Genomic DNA, 26,092 nt, shown 5'->3' on the forward strand with positions numbered 1-26,092 from the left:
GAGAGCATTAGCCGATACTTGGTTCAATAACCGCTTTCGGTTCGATGACTACTACTGGTGCCTCACTTTTTAGATTAAGTGCATGCACATCCGGGGTGTGAAACAGAGGCATTTTTTTGATGATCTTTACCCACACCACCGAATAGGTGACAAGCAGCGCCAGTAAGATAAAGAAGATCTTATAGATCAGCGTTCGGGCTTCCCCCTCAGCAATGTTCCAGATCATAAAAAGATTACCGGCGATACATAAAAATTGTGGAATTCCAAATAAGGTCAACTTCTTATTTCGACCCGGCATATCCGGATATTTTTTTCGCAGGACCAACACCGAAATATTCACCAGAATATAAGAGGTTAACCAGAAACAAGATGCCGCCAATAAGATATTGGAAAGACCTGATGATTGGGTAAACCCTGTTGCCAGCAAAACAAAATTACCGCCAAAAATGAGAATCAGACCGCCAATCGGCACCTTGTTTTTGTTCTTTTTGGCAAATATTTTGGGCATACACTCATCCTGAGCCATCCCGGAGAGAATTTTACCGACGCTGCCAAGTACGGTATTAACCGTGCTGACACCTGCTAAAAGGGTAACAATCCCCATCCAGTAGACTCCAAATTGTCCCAATAAATTCTCTGCAAAGATCATATGCGGCAATGCCTCGCTTCCCAATTCTGCCAGGGTGACATAATTGGTCATCCCAACACCCAACATGGCCTGGACAACAAATAGCATCACAATCCCCAGAATCATGGACAGGGGCACATCGCGCTTGGGGTTCTTTAAATCTTTAGCCAGGGGAATCACAAATTCGATACCAATAAACAACCAGAATGCCACGGCTGCCAGTGAGACATAGCCACTGAGCCCAACGACCGGAGCTGCGGTCTGTTGGGCTGCCGTTATTACCGGTCCAACCCCCAGCTTAAAGAAACTAATAATGCCCATCACGGTCATCGATCCGATTAGCAAAACAACTACGATGCTTTGAACCCTGGCAAAAAGGTTGACGCCCTTGTAATTAATAAAGAATAAGATGGACAGGATGGCCACACTAAGAACTGGTGCGGGAATCATTGGTAAAAAGTACGCATTAATGACCATCCCACACATGGCCATCTCCACCGAGGCGGCCAGAATGCTGGTAATCACATAGGCTGACAGATTTGAGATAATCGACGCCACCGGCCCCAGACCAGCCAGGGTATATTGTCCCAGTCCACCTTCCACGTTCGGCATAATTGCATAAAGCTCACCAAAGGTAATCGATAGCATGATATTTAAAATCAGCACCACAAACAACGACACAATAAATCCGGTTCCGGCCAGGCCCATTCCACGACCCAGGGTCAGCAGACAGCTGGTGGCCACAATGAGTCCCACGCATACCGACACGGCGCTTCCCAATCCCAGTTTTTTCTTTTTTTCCATAATCGTCTCCTTATAATTAAATTCTCATCATAAAATTTTTACTTGTGAAGCCATAAAAAAAGATGCCCGGACACCTGCTAACAGATATCCGAGCACCCTTGCTCTTGTTTATTTTTTATTCTATATACGTTTGATTAAAGATTTTGCCGATTGATACATGTAATTGTGCAGGCGATTAATAATCGCCCCTACACTTATGTTAATTCGACTTATAATAACAATAATTTCTAAATCATAATTTATCTTTAAATCACGATTAATCGCTTGTTATATTCTATTTCCTTTAAAGAATGAACATACTTTCCCGGTGTCGTATTGGTGAGTTCATAAAAATCCCGGATCATGTGGGATTGGTCATAGTACCCCAACTCGATGGAAAGCTGTGCCAGATTGGCATCAAAAATGTTTTTATCAAAATTATTGAGATTGCTCAACAAATGTTGAAACCGGATCAGTTTACAAAAGATCTTCGGCGGCAAGCCAAATTCCCGGGAAAACACCTTATTAATGGTGCGCACCGAATAACCAGCGGTTTCGGCCAATTCACTGACCTTGATCTGGCCAGCGGTAGCGCTTATTTTTTTAAGCAGAAACTGCTTTAAATTTCTGTTTTTATCCTCTGCCTGAGACTGCTGATAGAGGGGGATATACATTTTTAAAAACGCCTGGATCTGATTATTAAAATCTCGGCTGGTGGTGATCGTATCAAACAATTCCTTATTTTTAATCACTTCCAGAAAGGGAATTTGATTTTCCACAAAATCGGACATCGCCACATGATTAAAGTTAAAGGACAAACCGGGCATAAAACGAATGCCAAAAAAATAGCTGCGTTTATTATTCACGATCCGGGGCTGTAACACCGTTCCGCAAATATTGGCATAAGGCTGTTTGTCATCGCAGCAAAAGAGCATATCAATGCATCCGTCGGGCACGGCAATAACTTCATTGCCGATGACATCATTATTAAAACTATAAAAATGAGAAATGCCATAATCCATCACCACCGCCTTGTAATAACGCGAGGTTGCCATCACAAAATAAGGCTGCTTGGGACTGACAATTATTTTATTCTGATCACCAATCATTGGCCTCCTCCGTCCTGTTATTTTTACCACTTTGGCATACATACATTATAACATACGAATATTCTATTATTATAGCCATCCTTTGAGCATTTATCGCCGCTTTTAAGCTGAATAAATGATTACTCAGCCACTAAGGTGGCACCAATCACTGCATCGGTTTCAATTTCCACCAATTGAGTAGGACGATTCAGCATGGTCGTACCCACGATGGTAAATAGTGGTTTAACCGGTTTGAAAATTTCGGAATAAGCTTTGCCAATTTCCGGCGCATATTTCATATCGGTGGTATAGACTTTTATCCGGATCACATCTTCTTTTTTTGCTCCGGCTCTGACCAATAAATCGACATGCTTTTCCAGCACATATCGCGTTTGCGCATAGGGATCATCTTCCCCATAAACCGAGCCATCCGGCAAAACCGAGGTGGTACCGCCAATATAGATAAAGGGACTGACCTTGACCATCCGGGAGTATCCAGCTTTTTCTTCCAGCGGTGCGCCGGACGAATAATTGGTTCGTAATAATTCCATTTGTTGCTCCTTAAATTTTCGCTTTAAAGCGGTCGTATCGAAACGCACTCAGATCCAGGGTTGTTGTTTCTGCTGTTGCCAGTTCGGATAAAAGTAACCCTACCGTGGGCGCGATGCCAAAGCCATGGCCGGAAAAGGCGGCGGCAATAATCAGTCCCGGCACCTCTTCCACCGGGCTGATGACCGGTACCATGTCGGCACAGACATCCATCCAACCCGCCCAGGTTCTAACAATCTTGACATCCTCCAGCATCGGAAAGTACTTCATAATTCCCCGACAAATACAGGAAGCGGTAATACTGGCAGTCGTGGGTGTGCCATTGTCCCGGTTCACCCCTTCAAACCCCGATGATCCCCCAAAAACAAAGGAACCGTGGGTGCTCTGGTGCCCGTAAAAATCGGCAGCGGCAGTTCCCAGCATCTGGTAGAACATCGGCGGCTGGGCTTCGGTGACCAATACCTCCAGCAAAGCCTGAGTCATGGGGATATCAATTCCTAATTGGGAGGCCAGTTCCCGGCTTTCGTAACCGGCGGCCAGAATAATCGTCGCCCCTTCATAAACAGCGTTTTGGGTCACCACCTGCCTGGCCTTACCCCGGATCTTACGGATCTCCTGGACTCCTTCGCCGGTGATAAAGCGAACCCCCAACTGTCGGGCTTTCCGATAATAAGCCAGGGTTGTCAGCATCGGGTTGGCATGACCATCAGTGGGACACCAACTGGCACCGGTAACCTCTTGCGAAAGATAAGGACAGATCGCTCGGGCTTCTTCACCGCCAATCATCCGGACCTCCAAGCCGCCAGCGGCAGCGTCTTTGGTCAATCCGCTCAAAATATCAAGGTGCGCTTCAGTTTTACCCAAACGCAAATTCCCTTGCTGATAATATTCCACGTCCATATCAAGTTCCTCGGACAGAGTCGGCCAGATGTTTTTAATACCATACATGGCCAGCGGCAATTCCCGTTTGTCCCGGCCGGACTGGCGAACACCGCCGCCATTTCGGGACGATCCGCCATTCCCGATGCTCTCGCTTTTTTCCAGGACAATAACAGAACAGCCTTTTTTAGCCAGATAATAGGCGGCTGCATTGCCAATGACGCCGCTGCCAATAATAATGATGTCTGCATTGTTTTTCATGTTATTTCCCTCATCTAATTTCTCTTCTATTTTTCATTTCCTAAAACCTTCATTTCAAGCGGCCGCATCGGTGCCCGGGAAACCGCCGGTTCCAGATCCAGGGGGGATACCCCAAGTTCCCGGGCTACAATCCCCTTGATCAAGCGGCCGCAGGTTTGCCCCTGACAGAGACCCATACCGGTTCTTAAATAGCGTCTGATTTCTGTTAATGTGAACATCCCATCGTGAACCGCTTTTCTGATTTCGCCTTTGGTGATTTCTTCACAGCGGCAGATGATCATGGCGTCATCTGCCGCGGGGAGATAGTCGCCCAGATTTCGTGATCGATCCTTGTTATTTTGCATCGTCTACACCTCCTGTGCCGCTTTAAAAAAGCGGGCCTTCATGGCCATGCTAAGCGGCACCTTCATGGTTACTAAACTGGTTTTGTCAAAAGCCGGAAGACTTTTGACTTCCGTAATTTCCGCCCCACAGATTTCTTGGCCACTACGATCCAGGGCCATTCCCTGGCATCCTTTTTCCGGCAGCGGGTAAAACTCATAGGGGATGGTCACCATTGCTGTGCCCGCTTCTTCGTCCTCTTTGACTAAGAAGATCGACTGTCCGGAACAGGCCGCCACGCAGAGGCCGCAACCCGAACACTGAGCATCGGCCCTGACTACGGGCAGGGAGGTGATTTTTTCACCGATGCTGATACACTTTTTCGGACAGGCATCCTGACAGGGGTTACAGGGAATATTTTGGGAACATTCGATAACGGGACGAATCCCTTTTGCTTTTGTGACGCCCGGATAGCTTAAAACTTCTTCGTTGGTGAGATAGCCTCGTGTCAACAAACTCTGGGAAACCTCATAGCCTTCCTCGGTGTGTTTGACTTCCCGGCCCTTGTTTTCGGGGCTAAACATCCCCGCTCTTAGAGCCAGCAACGCCTCTTCCAACTCCCGGACCTTATCGGTTAGTTCTTCGCTGTCAATAAAACCTAACCGGGCAGCCGCCGCCACACCGGCGATACGGCCCTCAATCATGGCTGAGCTGGCCTCTTCAATTCCGGAAACATCACCCGCCACAAAGATTCCCGCTATCGAAGTTTCGCCATAAGAATTACCCATTGGCACATAACCACCCTTGGCGGGATTTTCTTCCATCGCACAACCAGCCATTTTAAGTAACTGGGACATCGGCGATAAACCGACCGCCAGACAGATAGTATCGACCTCAAAATCTTTTTGTGATCCCGGGATCACCTGCCATTTTGAATCCACCTCAGCGATGCTCACTCCGGTAACATAGTCATTACCATGGGCCTTGATAATGGTGTGGGACAAATAAAAGGGCACCCCGCAGCGGGCCAGCTTGGCAGCATGAACTCCATAGCCGCCAATTCTGGGAGCGGCATCCACCAAGGCCACCACCTCACAGCCAGCCTGCAGTAATTGATAGCTGACCACCAGCCCGACGTTACCAGTTCCCAGCATCAGCACTTTTTTCCCCGGTCGGATGCGGTGGAGATTCATCATCGTCTGAGCCGCTCCGGCACCAATAACGCCAGGTAAGGTCCAACCATCAAAGGTGATCATATTTTCGGAGGCACCGGTTGCTACGATAATGGCATCCCCTTTGTAATGGATCACCTCATCAGCTTGGGAAACCAGCACTTCCTTATCCAGATAGAGCCCAGCCACTACAGCATTCAGGACCACCTCGACCCCAGCAGTTTGAGCTTCTTTTAATAAATCTTCGCCAATTTTAAAGCCACGGATTTTAGCCTTATGTTCTTTTGATCCAAAAAACTTATGGATCTGTTTAAATAATTGTCCGCCGGGTCTGGCATTTTCGTCAAAAACAATGACCCGCAGTCCTCTTTTGGCCGCCTCAATGGCGGCGGATAGCCCGGCCGGACCGGCACCGACGACTATTACATCATATCTTTTCATAACCCACCTATTCCTTTTTCTTGTCCTTAACCCAGGTTGTTTTTACTTTTTTGCACCCACCCCGTATTGGGTTAAAACAGTCATTCCTGCCACCAGCGGGGTGACACAGGTTCGTACATTTGGTTTGCCATCCACAACCATAACACAATCGGTACAGCGTCCAATGGCACAAAAGATGCCTCTTGGGGTATTTTCTTTGTGCGTGTGGCGTAAAGCCATCACCCCAGCCGCCCGTAGCGCCATGGCAATGGGTTCGGCTTCGTAACCTTCTATCGGTTTTCCATCAAAGTAAAAGGTGACCAAGCGGCCTTTATTGCTTTCACCCAAAATCGGGTGTTCTGTGATTCTCATTTTGATGCTCCTTTCAGTGATAACGATTTATGCCAGATAGGGTTCGTCCCAGAGGTTCAGCTTGGTTCCGATCCCTTTTTCAAGGGCCTTGCGATAAAGTCTTGTACCCCAGGCAATGTCTTCCACCGGCATGCCGCCGACGGTGTAAAGAATGATCTCATCCTCTGATTGCCGGGCCGGTGTTCTGCCGGCAATAATGTTACCCAGATCGCTGACATCCTCGGGTTTCATGATTCCTTTTTCAATCAGATCCATGTAGTGAACAGCTAATAATCCGACAATTTCATAGCGCGGTGCGGGTAATTCTTCACTCCAGGCTTCGTAGAGTTTGAAATTATCAACCACATTTCTAGCCCGATTTAAGATAAAATCGTCATCAAACCGAACATTTGCCGGCATACAGAATAAGGTGCCGGGTTTAATCCATTCTTCTTTAATATAGGGATAGGACTCAGAACCCACCGATCCCGATGTTGCCACACTGACAATATCAGATCCTCTGACCGCTGCTTCCATGGTATCCACAATTTCAATGGTTTTAATCTGCGGAAATTCTCTTTTAACATAGTCCGCATAGGCTTCGGCAGTGGCCCTGCGGCGGCCATTTATTTTTATGGTATCGATCGTTGGACAGGTCACCATAAACGACGCCAAAGCAGTTTTATTCATGACCCCAGGGCCAATGATCCCCACCACCCGTGAATTTTTTCGGGCCAGATATTTGGCACCGACTCCGGGAATCGCGCCGGTGCGAATGGCACTTAAGATATTCGCCGACATCAATGCCATCGGAGCCCCCGTCTCTTTGTCATTTAACATCACCGTCAGAATCGACCGCGGCAGACCTTTTTCCTTATTACTGGTATTCGACCCATACCACTTCATTCCGGCCATATCAAATTCACCACCTAAATAGGCTGGCATAGCCATATAGCGTCGATCCGGTCCATCAAGGGGCATATTGGGAAAGGGTGAGCTTTCCGGAAAGGACAGCATAATGCCGTGGGAGTTCCGGTTTGCTCCGCCCATAATATAATCGCCATCGCTCATCAGTTTAAACATTTCAATCATCGTGTCCACACAGCCGGCCATATCCAAAACCCCGGCTCTTATCATATCCGGTTCATTTAAGTATAAAAAATCAATTTTAGTTTCCATCATTATTTCTCCTCATCTTTTATTTGAAATACAACTAAGTGTTTCTCATAATTTTTAAAAAAATCATCGCCTACACAAGCAGATCATTTTCTTCTAAATCATTTTCTTCAAAAATAAAAAAAGACAATGCGCTTACTTCCCTTGGGAAATCAGACCGCTTTGTCTTTCTGTCTATACTTTACGCTATTTTTAATGGATCTTATTGTAAAAATCGGAACTTTTTTTAAATTTTTGACAATTATTACTCGCGCATACTTTTATGTGATGGGGACGGTGATCTCGGTAATCTCGTTTTTCCCTCTGACAAAGGTGACGGTGAGGGTTTTACTGTCTGTTTCCAGCGCATAGGCAATGCTTGCCGAACAGCTTCCGCCAATCGGGGTCTCCTGAATCATCCGGTTGGGGTCTTTAATATTATAGGCCTCAAGGTTATTCCCTTTGTCATCGACCACCACAAAGTCACCCTGGGCCAGAAAAAAATCCATGTCATATTTTTTCTGATAGCTGATATTGTTGTATGTGTAATCAAGAAAAATAACCTGTTTAGGATTGACATCGGTATCCGCACTTCTTTTTGCAGTTTTTCTAGCTCCGTTAATTGCGACACTGTAATCGCCAATGACAGTGGTTACTAAAAAGGGCTCATTTATCACCATTTCCGGTAGTTTTTTGGCCTGGGTACTGGCTGAATCTGTTTGAAGGTTAAAAATATTTTCCAATCCACAGCCGGTAAGCCCAAAAACAATTAAAACCCCCAGCATCAGAAAGATACTCTTATTTTTCATAACCCACCTCCGTATGCTTAAATTATAGCCTCACTGAAAGAGGAAGGCAAGGAGAATTGCTGATCCTTGTGATCTCAATCGTTAATTTTCCTGATTGACTAAATACTGCGTTTATAATTTTTACTTTGTCAGCGGCCCAATTTTTCCGGCCCGGTATGCTTTGCTGTATTTGCGGCAATGTTTATCCCGACCCAACAAGGCCTCGGTGGCAAAAATTGTCCCCATCATATCGCGGTTCATCGGGTCCATCACTGCCGAGTCCATCCCGGCCTGAATGGCATAGGCTAAAGCATTTTTATTAATCAACGACCGAAGCGGCAGGCCAAAAGAAATGTTGCTGATCGCACCGGTTACATGAATGGTTGGATATAGTGCTTTGATGGCTTTAATTTCTTTTACAAAATTCAACAAGGACTGATTGTCCGTTGACAATGCCATCACACAGGGATCAATATGCATACGTTCCGGAGCGATGCCATATTTGGCCGCCTTTTTCACCATCGTTGTGGTAATGTCAAGCTTTGTCTGTAAATCAGTGGGGATACCGTTGTTATCGCAGGTAAGTCCGACTACCTCCCAGCTATTGCCTTCCATTAGGGGCAGCAAGACCCCGCACTTGTCGCCTTCTTCCGAGATCGAATTGAGCATCCCCGGTTTGTTGGCATATTTTAAAACGGCCTCAATCACCCGGGGGTTGGGGCTATCAATGCATAAGGGTGTATCGGTAACATCCTGAACTACTTCAATCAACCATTTCAGGGTTTCAATTTCGTATTCCGGGGCGGTGCTGGCACATACATCGATAAAATCGGCTCCGGCTTCAGTCTGTTTCACTGCCCGATTGGCAATAAAAACCGCATCTCTTTTTTCGATCGCTTCTTTCACTGCGGGAATGGTACCATTAATCTTTTCTCCAATGATAATCATCTCTATCTCCTGTTTTTTTGTCATTCACAAATTCTAAAAGGCACTCTTAAACGGAGTGCCTGAAACAAACATGCATTTTTATCGCAAACGCTCTATCACTACAAATATAGCGAGATCTTTGTTATCAAGTTAAGTCAGATCAAACTTCCAGTTTTTTCTTCCGATAGGCCTTCAGGTATTTTACATTAAAGTCATCTCGTCCCACCAGGGTTTCGGCCGCGCAAATGCTCGACATCATTTTTTTGTCTAGGGGATCGATTAGGAGTCCGTCCAGTCCTTTGGCGATCGCCATTACCGCGAAATTTCGATTGAGGAATTTGCGTTCCGGCAACCCATAGGAAATGTTTGATAACCCACAGATCGTATGAATTCCTTCGTAGTTTTTCATAACTTCGGAAACTGAATCAATAAAACCCATGCCAAAGGTTTTATCGGTAGAAATCGGCTGTACCAGGGGGTCAACAAAGATGTTTTCCAGCTTAACATTGTTTTGAACTAGTTTATTAATCAGAACATCTGCAATTTTTAGCCGTTGTTCCATGGTTTCCGGCATTTTTTCGTCATCCATACAGAGCGCCACAATTTTATAAGAGGTTCCGGCAACAAGCGGTAAAATGGCATCGAGCCGATCTTTTTCAAGCGAAATGGAGTTAATCATCACATCATCTCCGCTGAGTTTTAGTCCCTGTTCGATCACTTTCGGATCGGGACTGTCGACTGAGCAGGGAAGCGTAGTGACGGCTTTTATATTGTTGATCAGCCACTCCATGTAGTGGCCTTCTTTGCCGACAAATATACCGGCATTCACATCGATATAAGTCGCTCCGGCTTCGGCTTGATCGAGCGCCAGTTTCTTTATAAAGCCGTGATCTTCACGCTTAATGGCATCGCCAACCGCCTGGCGGCTGGCATTAATTAGTTCTCCGACGATAATCATTGGGCGCTCCGTTTATGACGCCATCAGGTTTCTGCCCAGCATTACCGCTTCACCGGCATCCGGGGCATAGCCATCGGCACCAATATCGTTGGCAAAATCCTGACCTACCGGAGCGCCGCCGACCATTGTTTTAACCGGTAAACCAGAGCTTTTAATGGCGGAAACGGTTTCTCCCATGGCTGCCATGGTGGTTGTTAAGAGTGCCGACAGACAAATCAGATTGGCACTTTTTTCTTTTGCGGCATCAATAAATTTTTCAGCTGGAACATCAATACCCAGATCGATCACTTCAAAACCAGCCCCTTCCATCATCATCGAGACGAGGTTTTTGCCGATATCGTGTCGATCTCCGGCAACCGTACCAATAATCACAATCCCTCTGCCGCTGTTATCACCTTTTAATAGTGGCTTGATCATATCTAATCCGATTTTCATAACGTTGGCGGCCATCAGCATTTCCGGCACAAAAAGAGTTCCTGCCGAGAACAACCGCCCCACCTCGTCCATTGCACCAATGAGCCCTTCATTTAAAATCACACTGGTATCAACCTCATCATCAATGGCTTCCTGCACAGCTGTCACTACTTCATCATCATCTAATTCTAAAATGGCATCATATATCTTTTGTACACTCATTTTTTTCTCCTTAATCTTTGTTTAATTTCAAATCGATCTTAAATCCGTTTTTATTTAACTTCAGCTAATTGCTTTTCCAGTTCAGCGGCTTCTTCATCGGCAATGACGTAGGTATGTACCGCATCATCAGGAAAGGCACCATTGCGCACTTCATCACAAAAAGCGGTAAAACCCTTTAGTAACTCAGCACCCACATTGGCATATTTTTTCACAAATTTAGGGGTAAAATCATCGTAGTAGCCGACCATATCAGCATAAATTAATAATTGACCGTCAGTATGCGAACCAGCACCAATTCCCAGCACCGGAATACTCAGGCGCTCGGTAATGGCCTTACCAACCACTGCCGGTACCCCTTCAACCAGAATAAAGGAAGCCCCTGCCGCTTCAATGGCCAGTGCCTGTCGCAACAATTCCATCGCCGCGCCAGCACTTTTTCCCTGGGCCTTGTAACCGCCCATTTGGGCCGCAAATTGGGGGGTTAAACCAATATGGCCCATTACCAGAATACCGACATCGGAGATCGCTTTGATCCGTTGGCACACCGAATCGGTGCCGCCTTCCAGTTTAATCGCATCCACCAGCGATTCTTTCGTGAATCGCCCGGCATTAAAAACCGCTTCCTCGTTGGAGATCTGATAGGACATGTAGGGCATATCGCCAACAATAAAGGTATTCGGGGCACCCCGGCGGACCGCCGATGAATGGGCAATCATGTCATCCATGGTCACTGGAAACGTCGTTTCATAACCTAATGTGACCATTCCCAGCGAATCCCCCACCAGTATCATATCTACGCCAGCCCGTTCTTCATATTTTGCGGTTAAATAATCATACCCGGTGATGTAAACTATCTTTTCTTTTCTTTCGGCCATTTCTCTAAAATTAATAATACTTTTTTTCATCATAAGCTCCTTATTATTTTAATCAACCTCAAGTCAGTTTCCCTATTTGTCAAACCGCCCTGCCATCTGCTGATAAAGCCGATGGCAGCTTGAGGTTCTTTATGCTTGTTTCCGGATCAGCACAAATGCTCTTTTTATTTCGTTTTTCCGGTTCTTAAATAATCGTTAAGCTCTTCCTTGGTCATCTTGTCAATGCCAATATATTCTAAGGTATAGCCATTGGCGATTAAATCTCTGCCCAGAATTGCCGATGCCAGACTGATCATTGAATCGACTACTGGTGTGTTAACGCCATAGGTATCGCCCAACTGTTGATAGACAAAGCATCCCACCGGGATATCTTCAGTGATATAGCGGTTTTCCATCGTAAATGGTCCGGTGCCGTATTGGATTGGATCTTGTTTATCAAACGTTATTAAATAGTCAAACCCCATATATTCCTGACCCAGGACATTCTCCCGGGAGAAGAAGTGTTCTTTTTCATAGGGTTGAATCCCCACCCCAATGGTGTCAGCCAGGGCACATTCTTCCTGATAAAAGGTATATTGAACCTGGGAAATAGAAGGGCAATACGCGTGGGAATAAATTGAGAATTTGAATTTATCTTCACCAAAAATCGTTCCAAAGTTTTCCATCGTCGATACCCCCAGAATCGCTCCCGGGCAATGAAGAACCGGATTAACATTGGAAAACCCGGTATCTAAAACGGTATCCCCAGCTACGGCACCGTCACCTTCTGTCACGGCATCCATTGACGGCAGGTATTTAGAGCTTTCGATAAAGGCTTTGGTATCCGTTGCGGGCATTGCTGCACCCCGGAGTGTAATGGCCCGATAGTAAACCCGGATCTTATGGGTAATGACGCCTCCTGGCATTTCGACCCGGCTACCATAGGTCGAACTTGACCATCCACCGACAATCACATTTTTTGTACAGCCCGCTTCGCGCATCATTTTACGGAGGATCAGACTGCCAAAATTATCGGGAAAAATATGAATAACCTGACCATCTTCGAGACAGGGAATCAGTTTTTCAAAAAAAGGTTTGTGTCCAAAGGTTGGCGTAGCGATCACAATAATGCCAGCACCCTTAACTGCTTCTGCCACATCGGTGGTGACCTTGTCCATTTTGGCAAAACCTTCACGCTCAAAACCATAAAGATTGACTTGTTCGCCGAAGAATTTAATCCCAACTTTTTCCACATTCTTGAGTGTTTTTTCGGCAAAAGGCTCAAAATCGCAAATTCTTACCTTGGCTCCCCCTAAGGCACAGTCTCCGGCAATTGCCTTTCCGACTGCACCGGCACCTAACACTGCAATTGGTTTTTCACTTAAATAACTCATGTCTGCCATATTTTTCTCCTTTTATCATCTCTATTATTTATTGCTTAATCGTTTTCTTAACGCTAATGAACAAGCAAGGTTTGTGCCAAGATTACTTTTTCGTTTGTTTATCCAAATTGAACCATTTTTTATGAATTTTCAGATCCGCCAGCTCCGCAGCGGCTTCATCAGCAGCGGCGGCTGCCTCCTGTTCCATAAAATCAGCATACTCTATTTCGTCTCGTTTGAGCTTACCTGAGAACAAATGGTAGAGGAATCCCAGAATCATTGCCAATTCGATAAAGAGGATCGGGAAACCGGCAATCGTCTTAACGATTTTGATCCCGTCGATACCGCCACTGATTACAAATACCAGCGAAATCAAACCGATGAAAATCCCCCAGAATACTTTGATTGGCAGGGGCGCTTCTTTTACACCTTTGGATTGTTTTAATGACATGGTCGAAATTGTCGATGTCATCGAATCCGCCAGGGTAATAAATGATAAACCGATAGTGACCAGCATGATAATGCGAATTAATTCAGTAAAAGGCAAGAATTCAAAGATATACATCATAAACGCCTGGGCACCATTGTCGGCCAGGAATCCCGACATATCAGCAATACCTCGGAGTTCCAGGTCTAATGCCAATCCGCCAAATACACTAAACCAGAGAATCCCGAACATTGCCGGCAGAATAACATTGACCGTAATAAACTGTCTGATGGTTCGGCCATAGGATAATTTAACCAGGAACAAACCAACAATTGGTCCAAAAGATAACCAGTCAACCATCCAGTACATATCCCACCATTGCGGCCATAAATCACTGTCAATTATTGGTTGGGTAAATAAGCTTAGATCAACAAAGTTATTAATAAAATATCCCAATGACTGCGTAAACAGATTGAATATATAAGCCGTTGGTCCGGTAATCAAAACAAAGATCATCAAAGCAATAAAAATCCAGGCATTCTTATCACTGAGCCAGGAAATTCCACGGTCTAAGCCAGTTGCACTTGAAATCGTATAGGATGCAATAATGACACAGGCAATGACGGCCCATACCGCCGGACCTGGTTCGATCCCAAACACGAAATTGAGTCCACTGCCAATTTGCAGCAGCCCATATCCCAGCGATCCAGCCACACCGCCACAAATGGCGAATAGGATAATACCGTCAATAACTGTATTGATTTTTGAATTGAGTTCTTTACCATCATTTAAATAAACAAGACCGGCACTGGCGGTGTAGCTTTTGTTCATATTATAGTAAGCATAGCCAATGGCAATTCCCGCTACCGCATAGATCGCGTAAGGTGAAAACGACCAGTGCAAAAAGGATTTACTCATCCCCCAGATAACGGCGTCCAGACTTCCGGCTTCGAGGCCAACCGATGGCGGTGGTGCGAAAGTATGCATCAGCGGCTCGGTGGCTCCCCAGAAAACGATCCCGGTTCCAATCCCCGCACAAAGCGAAATCGCCCACCAGATCCAGGTTCGATATTTTGGTTTTGCATTTGCGCCCCCAAATTTAATACTGCCAAAGGGATGGACAAATAATAACACCATACAGCCAACAAAAATCAATACCCCCAGAGAAACCATCCACCCGGCATTTGCCATTAACGCGATAAAGAAATCAGTCATTCTGGTTGTAAACTCATCCGGCGAAACAAAGCCGATAATAAGGATTATTCCCATTAATACAATTGGAATCGCAACGGGTACAATACGTATTCTTTTTAACATAAACTCTCTCCTTCTGATTCTTAAACTTTTTCTGATCTTTCTGACCTGGTTGTCGTGAATTCAATCAAACTAACCCCACACATCTTACCTTAACCCTATAATCAACACCTCCCCAGCTTAATTTCACACATCGTTACGATATCAATAATTTATAGCAAGCTTTATGCCAATTCGTAAAATTATCAAATTTCGAAAATAACGCGAAATTAAGGGCTATTGGGGATGTATGTTCTTGGGATGGAAGAATAGGCTGCAAAATATTATGCAGGTAATCTAACGTTTCTTTGTAAACCTTTGCACGAAACCCTTTATTTGCCTTCTTCTGGTTGATATTGTAATGCTATTTTGCATGTCATCATTTTTTGCAGGCGTTTTTTGCTATTTCTAAGGCTATTTTAACTATTTACGTGAAATTTAATTACAATTCCGACTTTTTTGAGTCCTCCATCACCATTTTATTCCTTTTCTTATTATAGCGTAGCTCCTTCAGATCTGCACTTTTTTGATTATTTTAGAGGTCATCGGCGGCATCTCAATCAGTGTTTTTTCGTAAATTTTCATCGATTGATGTTTCTTGGGCACTTAACCATCTTTTTGTACGGGAGCATAAATTGGCATAAACCTTGCTAGTATAAATGGCAACTCGCACTAATTTAAACATCCCAAATTTTTAGGAGGAAGAAATGCAAAGAGATTTAAAAATTAATTACATGACAACCCGAAAAAACCATACCTGCTATGGTATGGGTATTGGTATCATGGTATTAGATGATGCCTATCCCGGTTTTCCTGGTGATGTCCGCAATGCCAGTGCCTGGGGTTTTCCGATTCAATATGAAATCGCCAGGGGCGTCGATAATTATACCCTGGTCTGGGAACAGGATAAAAGCCCCTGCCGGGAACCCATTATCCAGGCCGCAAAAAACCTGGAGCAGATGGGCTGTCGTGCGATTGCCGCTGAATGCGGCTATTTTGCCTATTTCCAGCAAGATGTGGCCGCGGCTGTCGATATTCCTGTTTTTATGTCCAGTTTGCTGCAAGTCCCCTTTATTCAGCAATTGATTGGACCCACCAACGCGGTTGGGATCATCTGTGCCCAAAAACGTTTTTTGACCAATACGCATCTGGAAAAAGTCGGGATTGATCTCAATAGCAACTTCTACATTGCCGGCGCCCAGGATGAATATGGTTGTCCGCAGTTTGACACGCTATGGGATCATGAAAAACGTCCTGTAATACCAGAAAGTTACTATGACGAATCAGAACAGGATATGATTCGGATCACCAAAGAATTTACTGCCAAACACCCGGATATTAAGGCAATCATGTTAGAATGTACCGGCATGCAGCCCTTTGCCAGAGCGATTCAACGCGCTGTTGATTTGCCTGTATTTAGTTGGGGAACCTTGCTTGATTACGCTTATTCCTGCGTTTCTCACCGGGATTATTACGGTCATATCTAAATCTTTTATAATAGACTTTAGTGATCAGTACTCACTACTAAGAAAAGGAAGTAAAATCATGAAACCTTATGAAAAATATGTGTCAAAATCCGATCTGCAGGTTATTCACGAGGAATCACTGCGGATCCTCAGCGAAGTTGGGATAAAATTTGAACACCCGGAAATTCTGGATATTTTTAAATCTCACGGTGCCCGCATTGATGGGAACACCGTCTTTCTTGATGAAAAAATGATCATGGCCGCGATTTCAACCATTCCCGAAACCTTTACCATTGAAAACTCCAAAGGAAATCATACGCTTGGCGGCGGGAGCCTGATTCTGATGCCTGGCATCGGCAATATTTTCCGTCTGGAGCAAGGTCATTTACATAAAATGACCAATGATGATACGGTCGATCAGTTCAAACTCTCCGATACCAGTGATGTCATTAACTGTAACTATTTTAATATTTTTCTCGATGACAAGAGCCTGACCCAGGATGAAAGGGTATTTAGTCCGATCGCGATGATCTTAAAGTATTCCAATAAAACGGCCTTACATTTAATGGCTAATACCTTTCCGTTAAAATCCGGGGTCCGGGAGTCGTTTAAACAGGGTCTGGAACTGATTGAAAAATTCGAAGGCCGCAGCGGTGTTTATAATAATATCATCCATATTAATTCGCTATCGCCCTTATGCTTTGACCATGATCCGCTCGATAAGTTCCTGGTTGCTGCTGAAATGAATCAGCCGGTCTGGTTTTCCCCTTGTGCAATGCCCGTGCTGACCGGTCCGCCATCAGTTGCCGGACTAATTGCGATGACAAATGCTGAAGTTCTAGCCGGTATGGTCATGTCCCAATTGGTTAAACCTGGGCTGCCGGTGGTTTACGGACAGACCTCAGCCTCTACCAACCTGCGAACGGTTCAACTCAGCATCGGTGCCCCCGAAACCGCCTTGATTGCTTATGCCACCCGGGGGCTCGCCGATTTTTATAAGCTTCCCTGCCGTACCGGCGGCGGCTTAAGTGATGCCAAGGATTTTGATATCCAGGCCGGGATTGAATCCGATATGATGATTCGCTCAACCCTCGAAGCTGCTCCAGATCTGGTGCTCCATTCGTGTGGAATCATGGGCAGTTTTAATATCCTGAGCTTTGAAAAATTCCTAATTGATGAAGACACCTACCGAATGAATCGTCGGCTTCTGAGCGGAATCAAAACTGAGGAAAGCTATCTCTGTCATGATCTCATTACCAAAATCGGCCCGCGCGGTAACTTCCTTCAGGGTCGAACCCCGAAAATGTTTAAAGAGGAATTTTTTGTTCCCAAATACTTCAACAAAGAAGACCCCAACCAATGGCAGGAACATGGCAGTAAACCGGTTCTCAGAGATGTCCAGGCCGCAGTTAAAGAGCGCTTGGCCAGCTATACGCCACCGGATATTACCTGCGAACAGGCTGATCTTTTAAACGACTACATTCCCACCTGTTACCGGGAGCGCATCTAAATAAAATCGGATCTAAACAAAATAAAATTTTAGGAGATTACAATGGAAACAACACAAAGAAATATTGAATTTAATGTTTTGAATCAGACCAAAATTGAAATGATTCACGAAAAGAGCATGGATCTGCTGGAAAATTTTGGCATGCAGGTTACTGGTGAGCGAACCATTGACTGTTTAAAAAAATACGGCTGTACGGTTGACGGTGATCTGGTCAAATTCCCCAAAGCTGTTATCGATAAAGCGCTTGCCACCATTCCCAAAGAAATAACCCTTTACAACCGCGATGGCCAAAAAAGCATGGTCATCAACAGCCAAAATAACGTCTATTTTGGAACGCACTCCGATCAATTAGAAATTCTGGATTATAAAACAAACACCGCCCGTCCCTTTGTTAAATCAGATATTAAGGACATGTGTAAAATTGCCAGTGCCTTATCCAATATCAGTTTCGTCCTATCGGTGGGCATGTGTGCCGATGTCGATCCCAAGGTTCAATCACAGATAACTTTCATCGAAACCTTAAAAAACTTTGATAAAACGATTAACTTTTCTACCAATGATATTGGTTCACTACAAGAGATCATTGATATTGCCGCAATTGTCGCTGGCGGACACAAAGAGCTGGCTGAAAAACCCTTTATCTTTAATTACTGTGAGCCGATTCCACCGCTGACCCATCCGGTCGAAAGCACCGAAAAATTATTTATCAGTGCAACCAATAAGATTCCCGTTGTTTATATGCCTTATTCGATGATGGGCGGAACTGCTCCCCTTTCGATTGCCGCGGCTTTAACTCAAAACAATGCCGAAATCCTGGCTGGCGTCGTCATTACTCAGGCTGTCAATGAGGGCGCACCAATGATCTACGGTTCGATGCCAACAATTTTTGATATGCAGACCACGATTGGCTCCTATGGTGCCCCTGAATTCCATAAATCGATCGCTGCAGCCTCTGAACTGGCTAACTACTATAACCTGCCATTTTATGGAACCGCTGGATGCAGTGATGCTAAAACCATTGATCCCCAGTCAGTCGCTGAAGTCCAAATGGAACTCTTCTCGACCATCTTAAGCAAGGCTAATCTGATTCACGATGTCGGCGTCTTAGATCATTGTAACTCGGTGGCTCCGGCAATGGTAGTATTAGCCAATGAAATGATTGATCAGCTGTCGGCTTATTCCAGGGGTGTTGAGGTCACCGAAAAAACCCTGGCCATGGATGTTATTAAAGGGGTCGGCCAGGGCGGCCATTATCTAAACGAAAAACACACCCTTAAAAATTTCAGAAGTATCTGGTATCCGGAATTCTTTTCCCGACGCATGGTCAATCCCGATCAGTCCGATGTGATGGAAATGGTGAATGCCAAAATTGATGCAATTCTTAAGTCCCACGTCGTTCCCACTTTAGATCCGACCATTCTTGCTGAAATTGAAAAAATCGAACAAAAATATTTATAAATTCAGTCATTTTAGTCTTTTTTATAAATAAACAGGCAACCTCGGGATAGAGGTTGCCTCTATAATTTTTTTGGAATTCGTGTTATTATACTGTCAAAGTCAGCAAACCCCGAAATGGAGGGCCGTGAAATGAACTCAGAAAAAGAAGCGATTATGACGACAAGCCAAACGTTTTTCCCCATTCAGGATGTCGAGCGGATTGAAGATGTCTGTATCCATGTAGTTGACAGTGACGGAAAAATTGTCTGCTATTCAAAAGGCTGTGAACTGATCGAAAATATGAAACGTGAAGATGTCATCGGCAAAAATATGTCTGACATCTATGATTATCTTGAAAATGAATCGATGGAATCCCTGGTCTTAAAAACCGGGGAAAAAGTCCAGGATGTGCATGTTAAATATACCTCCCCATCGGGAAAAGTTGCCGATGTGATCAGTAGTACTTATCCGATTTTTTCAAGAAAAGACCCCAAAAAAGTTTCTGCTGCGATTTGTATTTATCGGGATATTTCGGCCTACATCCATATGTCGAGCACGATTAAGAAGCTACAAAATGATTTGAATACCCAGCAAATTAAAAACAATGGCACCCAATTTAGTTTCAAAGACATCATCGGAACAAGTCCCAATCTTTTAGAATGCATTCACCATGCCAAGATTGCAGCTCAGAATGCGGCGCCGATTCTGATTGCCGGACCTACTGGCACTGGCAAGGAAGTTTTTGCCCAAAGCATTCATAACGCCAGTGCTCAGGTTAACAAGCCTTTTGTAGCGATCAATTGTTGTGCCATTCCCGAACATTTACTGGAAAGCTCACTTTTTGGAACGGTTAAGGGCTCTTTCACCGGTGCCATTGATACTATTGGTCTTTTGGAAGCAGCTGAAGGTGGCACCATCTTTCTAGACGAAATCAATTCCATGAATTTAGAACTTCAATCAAAACTGCTTCGGGTTCTGGAAACCGGAAAATACCGAAAGGTGGGGGGCCATAAAGAAATAACCGCTAATATCCGGCTATTGAGTGCCCTTAATCAGGACCCCTTAAAAGCGATCGAAGAAAATCGACTTCGTGCTGACTTGTTTTATCGGCTGGCCGTTTTTTCGATTCATTTACCGGCCCTCAAAGATCGGAAACAGGATATCATCAGTCTTACCCGGACCTTTTTAACCACTGAAGCGGCTGCCATGGGAAAACAGCTCTTCACCATTTCGTTATCCGCTCAGGAGATTCTTCTTTACCATGACTGGCCGGGAAATATCCGCGAATTAAAACACGCCATTACTCATGCCATCTATTTATCCCAATACCAGGATACCATCCTGACCCCGGATCTGTTGCCTTCCTATTTACGAAAGAAGATCACTGATAAAAAGATCTATGAAAAGTATCTGGCCGCCAGTAGCAATGATAAAAACCTCAAGAACACCCTCAACAAAATTGAAAAACAAATGATAATCGAGGTGTTACAAGAAAATGATCGAAACATTTCAAAAAGCGCCAAAGAACTGGGCATTTCTCGTCAAAATCTGCAGTATAAGATCCGCTTGCATGGTATTAAAGAATCCGCTGATGATGTATTTTAAAAAAGATCGGTTGCAAAAGATATGCTCAGGTTTCCGCCGGGATGTTGGCGGAAACCTTTTTTTAACTTAATCTGTACGGAGAACGTTATCTCCGTCGCTTAATTACCTTAACTCAACGCTCTAGCTTTTTTCTGATAAATTGACAAACCTCTTCAAGGGCTTCGGATGCTTCTGGAAACATCGGTGCCAGCAGCGGAAAGCAATGAAACATTCCTTTCCAGATTTTAAACTGAATGTCAACACCTGATTCTTTGGCTTTTTTTGCATAACAGGTTGAATCGTCTCTTAGTGTTTCATTATTTCCAACTTGAATGATAATCGGTGGTAAACCGGTTAAGTCTCCAAACAGCGGGGACGCATAAGGGTGCCTGGGGTTGCCATCACCCACATAATAGCCAGTATAGGTCTCATTTGCTCCTTTGGGAGTACAGGGATCTGATTTTTCCCGGGTTTTATGAGACTCTCCAGAAATCGTCATATCGGTACACGGTGAAAACACCGCACAGACCCCCGGCAAGGGAATGCCATCATCCCTACATTTTAGCAGGGTGGCTAACGCAATGCCGCCGCCAGCCGAATCACCTGCAAAAGCAATATTTTCTGGTTTAAATCCCCGTTCAAGCAGCCAACAGTAAATAGCTGCTGAATCATTGACTGCGGCTGGAGCCGGATGTTCCGGAGCCAGCCGATAGTCAAAAACAAGGGCTTTGATGCCCAAATGTTTTACAAAATTCCCCACAATATTTCTGTGCGATCTGGCATTGCCCATCACAAATCCACCGCCATGAAAGTACAAGACTGCCTTTTCTTCAGGGGCGTTTTCTATTTCAACCCATTCTGCATAAAATTCCCGATAGTCACTGGCTTTAAAGCTGATTCCCTTGATTGGTTTAAAAAAACGTTCAGCCGTTTCATCACAGTCTTGTCGCTGCTTTTCAATTGAGGTGTTCTTATCAATCACTTCCGGAAGCAACTGCCCTTTAAAAAGATGCCGGTATTTTATGGTGATGTACATCATTTTTGCTTTTATACTCATGTAACTTTATTCCTTTTCTTTATTTCTCCAATACTTACTGCCATCTGATAGGCGGCATAAAAATCCGGTTTCCACTAATCCGCGTCTTAAAAAAACACAATCCCCAAAGGTATGCCATGAATTAATTAACTGGTTGACAGACTTTTCACAATATTCCTGATCGTCATCAAACTTTTTTGCGAGGTATTCGTATACCAGCAATTTTTTTGATTGCTTCGCAGGAATCTGTGTAATTTTCCCTTCTTCATTTAAAAACGGTTTGATTTTTTGGATCATTTTCTTCCTCAACTTCCCTTTGATTTTTAACCAAAAACATTGATGCAATCACCCGATAATCCAGTTTTACCTCCCGATTATTATTGGTGGAATAATATATAGCCAGGCCATTAATACTGGTCCAGAAAAAAATTGACAACATTTTAGGATCGCCCGCGACGATGGTTCCTTGTTTTTGTCCCGCTTCCATAATGGTTTCGATGACCTGATAGGGGATGTTCCTTTTTTGCTGAATAAGATCCTGAGCCTGCTTGGGAATGGCAGTCGAATTGGTTGCCTGCGTAATCAACCGGCAGGTGTCTAGAAAAGCCTGACTGTGCTCAATGGTCTCAACAAGTCGCTCCAGTGCAAACCGAATTTTTTCACCTGGCTCGGTATCCATATCTCGTACCATATAGGACGCTTCAATGGTCTTATCCAGAGCGTCATTAATGAGATCCACAAAAATTTCGTCTTTTGATGAATAGTAATGATATAAAAGTCCCTGGGCGATTCCGGCGCAAGCAGCAATATCCTGGATCCGAGTGGCAAACAGCCCCTGTTTAACAAATTGTAATAGTGCCGCGTTGCGAATCTTTTCTTTGCGCGTTTCGCGCATTTTCTCGTTTTGTTCCTTTGATCGTGCCATATTCCCTCCCAGATGATATATTGAATACGCATTCAATATATCATCTGGGACAATTTTTGTCAATACACAAGTCTGATTTTTGATCAAAGTCCGTTCCAGATCCTACTGGAGTTTACTTAGAAAATGTGTCTAATTTCTGGTTTTTCTTAAGGAATCGTTTAATTAAGGGTTTCTGTGGTATAATTAAAGCAGTGAATATTGAACTGCCTTTATATTATCAAACATTCTTTATCGTTCCTCTTTAATACAATCGTTTGCATTGTAAAGCTCCTGTTCGTGATCACGCGAAAGGACTACTCGTCTATGAAAGAAAAAGCTATACTCTATTGTGAAGGTCAATTTGGTGAATCCGATGGAAAAACCGCTAATGGTTTAATCCGTCGTTCTCAAAAATATCAGATCACATGTGTGATAGACAGCACCAAAACAGGCATGGATGCCGGAAAAGTACTCGAGGGGTTTGACAATGGTATCCCTATCTATCGGGATCTTACCGAAGCCATGGATCAATTAACCGAAGTACCTAAATATTTCATTTATGGCATCGCTCCCAAAGACGCCATCTTATCGATCAAAGAACGACGTATTTTTCTCAACGCGATGTCTTTGGGAATGGATATTGTTAATGGTCTCCATGAATTTATTTCTGAAGATGCCGAATTTAAGCAACAGGCCAAAAAATATCGGGTTAAACTTTATGATATCCGAAAGCCCCTTGCCAATCGCTACCTGCACCTCTTTACTGGCGATATTCTAAATGTGAAAACACCGAAGATCGCTATTCTTGGCACCGATTGCGCCGTCGGTAAACGAACCACCGCCATGAAACTCATTACCGCCCTGAAAGAACGGGGACTTCGGGCCAGCTTTATCGGGACTGGTCAAACCTCCTTGATTCAGGGTGAAAAATACGGCATTGCTCTGGACGCCATTCCCTCTGAGTTTATGACCGGTGAACTGGAAAATGCGGTTGTCGAAGCCAATATCCATGAAAAACCGGACGTCATTATTCTAGAAGGTCAGGGTGCCCTCAGTCATCCCGCTTTTATCAGCTCCTGTGCCATCATCCGCGGCGGAAAACCAGACGGCATCATTGTTCAGCATCCACCCAAGCGAATAAACCGGGTCGATTTTGATTATCTGACAATGCCCACCCTCGCCAGTGAAATTGAACTGATTGAACGCTTCTCACAGTCTAAGGTCATTGCCATCACAATTAATCACGATGATATGAACGAGAACGAAGTAGCAGATACTATTAAAGCTTATGAACAGGACTATCGGCTACCCACAACTGACACCTTAATCCATGGCTGCAACAAGCTGGTTAAGGCCGTTCTTGATGCCTTTCCGGAGTTAAAAGAAAAAACCACCAACTAAAAAACGGGATGATGGGCGATCTCATCAGAAAAACGAACCCGATAAATTTCTTGTAATGGCGACGAACAGTTTTAACTGTTCGTCTTTTTTTGACGCTGTTTTCAAAATGGGAGCGCCATCCCATTGGAAATTGATACAAACAATTCTTTGTGTTATCATTATCACACTTATTAAATGAGGTGTAATTGGAGGTTATAAAAATAGATGAAGCAACTACTAATTATCGAAGATGACCGTCATCTCAGCCGTGGCTTATGCCTGGCTTTGAAAGATCCTAAGCTTCAAATTGTGACATGTTTTGATTTAAAATCAGCGCAGGAACAACTTGCCTGCGGTATGACCGACTTGGTTTTACTCGATATCAATCTTCCTGATGGCAATGGACTGGATTTGCTTCGGCAAATTAAAACGGGGGGCAAAGCCGTTCCGGTGATTCTTTTAACCGCCAACGACACCGAAGCCGATGTGGTAATGGGGCTGGAGGATGGTGCCGATGATTACATCACCAAACCCTTTAGCCTGGCAATCCTCCGGGCTCGCGTAAAAGCACAACTGCGACGTCTGGTCACCAGTGAGCTAAAACCGATTATAATTGACCGTTATCAATTTGATTTTGCGCAAATGGATTTTTATCACGGAACCACTGCCGTGGAGTTAAGCAAGACAGAACAAAAGCTGCTTCGTTTGCTGGTCGAAAACCGGGGGCAAACCCTCAGTCGGACGGTTTTGATGGATCGTATTTGGGCGGACGGCAGCGATTTTGTCGATGAAAATGCACTTTCTGTCACGGTTAAACGTCTCCGGGACAAGCTGGATGCGACCGCGTTTATTAAAACCGTTTACGGTTTAGGTTATGTATGGGTGGTGAAACCGGATGAATCCGTTTAGCCTAATCCTGCTGGTCGTTGCGATGGCAACCCTGTTATTGAGCCTGATGATTGTACGACTGCAACGCCATAAAACCCGCAAAATCATGAAAACCCTTAACCACATGCTGGATCGCGCCCTGGATGGCAGCTTTACCGAAGCTCATTTCGATGAAAGCCTGCTCTCTTCGGTTGAAAGCCGACTTTACCAGTATTTAACCGCTTCTTTGGTATCGGCCCGCAATGTCTCCGCTGAAAAAGAAAAAATCAAGCAATTGTTGGCCGATATCTCGCATCAGACCAAAACCCCGATTGCCAATATTATGCTCTATTCACAGCTACTGGCAGAACAGGAACTGCCGGAAGAAAGTAAAGCTTGTTTAACGCCATTGCAGGGCCAAACCGAGAAGCTGAACTTCTTGATTACCGCTTTAATCAAATTATCGCGGCTGGAAACCGGCGTTTTTACCGTTTTTCCGACTTGTGCAGCGATCGCCCCAATGCTTTCGGAAGTGACTCAACAAGCAGCTCCGAAAGCCGCCCAAAAAGAAATTGAATTGACCGTAACTGTTACCGATGGCGATGCCGTGTTTGACTACAAATGGACCCTTGAAGCCCTCTGCAATGTCGTCGATAATGCCATAAAGTATACCCCTCCAGGTGGCAAGATCCAAATTTTGGTCACGGAGTATGAGATGTTTTGCCGCATTGATATCAGTGATACCGGCATGGGTATCGCTGAAACCGATCAGGCTAAAATTTTTACGCGCTTTTACCGTTCCCCCGCACTCAGCGAACAGGATGGTCTGGGAATTGGTCTGTATTTAACCCGCCAGATTTTAATCCGCCAGGGCGGTTACATTAAAGTCGCTTCATCACTGGGGGACGGCTCCGTTTTCTCGGTTTTTTTACCCCGGACGGTTTAAATTCTTACAAAACTGTTAGAATTACTTCCAAGCGGGAAAGATTCTGGAAAGAAACCCATGATAAAGTTTATGCGTTGAAGGATTCAATGT

General features: G+C 44.5%; 25 protein-coding genes. 7 read left to right on the forward strand and 18 right to left on the reverse strand.

Going from position 1 to position 26,092, the window contains the following annotated elements; translation table 11 throughout:
• Positions 1-7: 7 nt before the first annotated feature.
• The 15 genes from DOZ58_RS08275 to DOZ58_RS08345 all read right to left on the reverse strand — a co-directional run bounded on the left by DOZ58_RS08275 (position 8) and on the right by DOZ58_RS08345 (position 14,896).
• Positions 8-1,432, reverse strand: a complete 1,425-nt coding sequence (locus DOZ58_RS08275; RefSeq protein WP_111887875.1) for an APC family permease — start codon at positions 1,430-1,432, stop codon at positions 8-10.
• 245 nt (positions 1,433-1,677) lie between these two features.
• Positions 1,678-2,520 carry a helix-turn-helix domain-containing protein gene (locus tag DOZ58_RS08280; protein ID WP_111887876.1) on the reverse strand — a complete coding sequence of 281 codons (843 nt, stop codon included), beginning with the start codon at positions 2,518-2,520 and terminating at the stop codon, positions 1,678-1,680.
• 119 nt (positions 2,521-2,639) lie between these two features.
• Entirely contained in the window at positions 2,640-3,050 is a 411-nt protein-coding gene (locus tag DOZ58_RS08285) for a Rid family hydrolase (protein WP_111887877.1), read from the reverse strand.
• A 10-nt stretch (positions 3,051-3,060) separates the two neighbouring features.
• Positions 3,061-4,188, reverse strand: coding sequence for an FAD-binding oxidoreductase (locus tag DOZ58_RS08290; RefSeq protein WP_111887878.1), 1,128 nt, complete (start codon positions 4,186-4,188; stop codon positions 3,061-3,063).
• A gap of 26 nt (positions 4,189-4,214) precedes the next feature.
• The gene (locus tag DOZ58_RS08295) at positions 4,215-4,532 is read right to left on the reverse strand and encodes a (2Fe-2S)-binding protein (protein WP_111887879.1); all 318 of its coding nucleotides are present in this window, start codon (positions 4,530-4,532) and stop codon (positions 4,215-4,217) included.
• Between the two features lie 3 nt (positions 4,533-4,535).
• The gene (locus tag DOZ58_RS08300; RefSeq protein WP_111887880.1) at positions 4,536-6,122 is read right to left on the reverse strand and encodes an FAD-dependent oxidoreductase; all 1,587 of its coding nucleotides are present in this window, start codon (positions 6,120-6,122) and stop codon (positions 4,536-4,538) included.
• A gap of 42 nt (positions 6,123-6,164) precedes the next feature.
• A complete protein-coding gene (locus tag DOZ58_RS08305) occupies positions 6,165-6,473 on the reverse strand; it encodes a (2Fe-2S)-binding protein (RefSeq protein WP_111887881.1) in 309 nt (102 codons plus the stop codon).
• A 27-nt stretch (positions 6,474-6,500) separates the two neighbouring features.
• Positions 6,501-7,634 (reverse strand): tyramine oxidase subunit B, encoded by a 1,134-nt coding sequence (locus tag DOZ58_RS08310; protein WP_111887882.1) that lies wholly within the window; start codon positions 7,632-7,634, stop codon positions 6,501-6,503.
• A gap of 254 nt (positions 7,635-7,888) precedes the next feature.
• Positions 7,889-8,416 (reverse strand): DUF5067 domain-containing protein, encoded by a 528-nt coding sequence (locus tag DOZ58_RS08315; RefSeq protein ID WP_111887883.1) that lies wholly within the window; start codon positions 8,414-8,416, stop codon positions 7,889-7,891.
• Positions 8,417-8,536: 120 nt separating this feature from the next.
• Positions 8,537-9,343, reverse strand: a complete 807-nt coding sequence (locus tag DOZ58_RS08320; RefSeq protein ID WP_111887884.1) for a methyltetrahydrofolate cobalamin methyltransferase — start codon at positions 9,341-9,343, stop codon at positions 8,537-8,539.
• Between the two features lie 139 nt (positions 9,344-9,482).
• Positions 9,483-10,280, reverse strand: a complete 798-nt coding sequence (locus DOZ58_RS08325; RefSeq protein WP_111887885.1) for a dihydropteroate synthase — start codon at positions 10,278-10,280, stop codon at positions 9,483-9,485.
• Between the two features lie 12 nt (positions 10,281-10,292).
• Entirely contained in the window at positions 10,293-10,916 is a 624-nt protein-coding gene (locus DOZ58_RS08330; protein WP_111887886.1) for a B12-binding domain-containing protein, read from the reverse strand.
• A gap of 50 nt (positions 10,917-10,966) precedes the next feature.
• Positions 10,967-11,821, reverse strand: coding sequence for a 3-methyl-2-oxobutanoate hydroxymethyltransferase (gene panB, locus DOZ58_RS08335; protein ID WP_204355510.1), 855 nt, complete (start codon positions 11,819-11,821; stop codon positions 10,967-10,969).
• 134 nt (positions 11,822-11,955) lie between these two features.
• Positions 11,956-13,173, reverse strand: a complete 1,218-nt coding sequence (locus DOZ58_RS08340; RefSeq protein ID WP_111887888.1) for an NAD/NADP octopine/nopaline dehydrogenase family protein — start codon at positions 13,171-13,173, stop codon at positions 11,956-11,958.
• An 82-nt stretch (positions 13,174-13,255) separates the two neighbouring features.
• Complete coding sequence (locus DOZ58_RS08345) at positions 13,256-14,896, reverse strand: BCCT family transporter (RefSeq protein ID WP_111887889.1); 1,641 nt, start codon at positions 14,894-14,896, stop codon at positions 13,256-13,258.
• Positions 14,897-15,579: 683 nt separating this feature from the next.
• Between DOZ58_RS08345 and DOZ58_RS08350 the strand changes: the two genes are divergently transcribed.
• From DOZ58_RS08350 to DOZ58_RS08365, 4 genes are all read left to right on the forward strand, one after another.
• The gene (locus DOZ58_RS08350; RefSeq protein WP_111887890.1) at positions 15,580-16,359 is read left to right on the forward strand and encodes an aspartate/glutamate racemase family protein; all 780 of its coding nucleotides are present in this window, start codon (positions 15,580-15,582) and stop codon (positions 16,357-16,359) included.
• A gap of 58 nt (positions 16,360-16,417) precedes the next feature.
• A complete protein-coding gene (locus tag DOZ58_RS08355) occupies positions 16,418-17,848 on the forward strand; it encodes a trimethylamine methyltransferase family protein (RefSeq protein WP_204355494.1) in 1,431 nt (476 codons plus the stop codon).
• 42 nt (positions 17,849-17,890) lie between these two features.
• A complete protein-coding gene (locus DOZ58_RS08360; RefSeq protein WP_111887891.1) occupies positions 17,891-19,306 on the forward strand; it encodes a trimethylamine methyltransferase family protein in 1,416 nt (471 codons plus the stop codon).
• A 129-nt stretch (positions 19,307-19,435) separates the two neighbouring features.
• Positions 19,436-20,890: a sigma-54-dependent Fis family transcriptional regulator gene (locus DOZ58_RS08365; RefSeq protein WP_111887892.1), complete on the forward strand. Its 1,455-nt coding sequence runs from the start codon at positions 19,436-19,438 to the stop codon at positions 20,888-20,890.
• Positions 20,891-21,002: 112 nt separating this feature from the next.
• Here DOZ58_RS08365 and DOZ58_RS08370 read toward each other — a convergent pair whose 3' ends face one another.
• Genes DOZ58_RS08370 through DOZ58_RS08380 form a run of 3 tightly spaced genes read right to left on the reverse strand, consistent with a single transcriptional unit; the run spans position 21,003 to position 22,830 of the window.
• Positions 21,003-21,926 (reverse strand): alpha/beta hydrolase, encoded by a 924-nt coding sequence (locus tag DOZ58_RS08370; RefSeq protein WP_111887893.1) that lies wholly within the window; start codon positions 21,924-21,926, stop codon positions 21,003-21,005.
• 6 nt (positions 21,927-21,932) lie between these two features.
• Positions 21,933-22,202 (reverse strand): DUF2087 domain-containing protein, encoded by a 270-nt coding sequence (locus DOZ58_RS08375; RefSeq protein WP_204355495.1) that lies wholly within the window; start codon positions 22,200-22,202, stop codon positions 21,933-21,935.
• Entirely contained in the window at positions 22,171-22,830 is a 660-nt protein-coding gene (locus tag DOZ58_RS08380; protein ID WP_111887894.1) for a TetR/AcrR family transcriptional regulator, read from the reverse strand. The genes DOZ58_RS08375 and DOZ58_RS08380 overlap by 32 nt, the downstream gene beginning before the upstream one ends.
• 303 nt (positions 22,831-23,133) lie before the next feature.
• On the opposite strand from DOZ58_RS08380, the gene DOZ58_RS08385 reads away from it, so the two are divergent.
• The 3 genes from DOZ58_RS08385 (at position 23,134) to DOZ58_RS08395 (ending at position 26,002) form a co-directional block, all read left to right on the forward strand.
• A complete protein-coding gene (locus tag DOZ58_RS08385) occupies positions 23,134-24,210 on the forward strand; it encodes a DUF1611 domain-containing protein (RefSeq protein ID WP_111887895.1) in 1,077 nt (358 codons plus the stop codon).
• Positions 24,211-24,414: 204 nt separating this feature from the next.
• Positions 24,415-25,098 carry a response regulator transcription factor gene (locus DOZ58_RS08390; RefSeq protein WP_111887896.1) on the forward strand — a complete coding sequence of 228 codons (684 nt, stop codon included), beginning with the start codon at positions 24,415-24,417 and terminating at the stop codon, positions 25,096-25,098.
• The gene (locus DOZ58_RS08395) at positions 25,085-26,002 is read left to right on the forward strand and encodes a sensor histidine kinase KdpD (RefSeq protein ID WP_111887897.1); all 918 of its coding nucleotides are present in this window, start codon (positions 25,085-25,087) and stop codon (positions 26,000-26,002) included. The genes DOZ58_RS08390 and DOZ58_RS08395 overlap by 14 nt, the downstream gene beginning before the upstream one ends.
• Positions 26,003-26,092 lie beyond the last annotated feature (90 nt).

It is taken from the genome of Acetobacterium sp. KB-1 (assembly GCF_003260995.1).
In the GTDB taxonomy this organism is placed as follows: domain Bacteria; phylum Bacillota; class Clostridia; order Eubacteriales; family Eubacteriaceae; genus Acetobacterium; species Acetobacterium carbinolicum.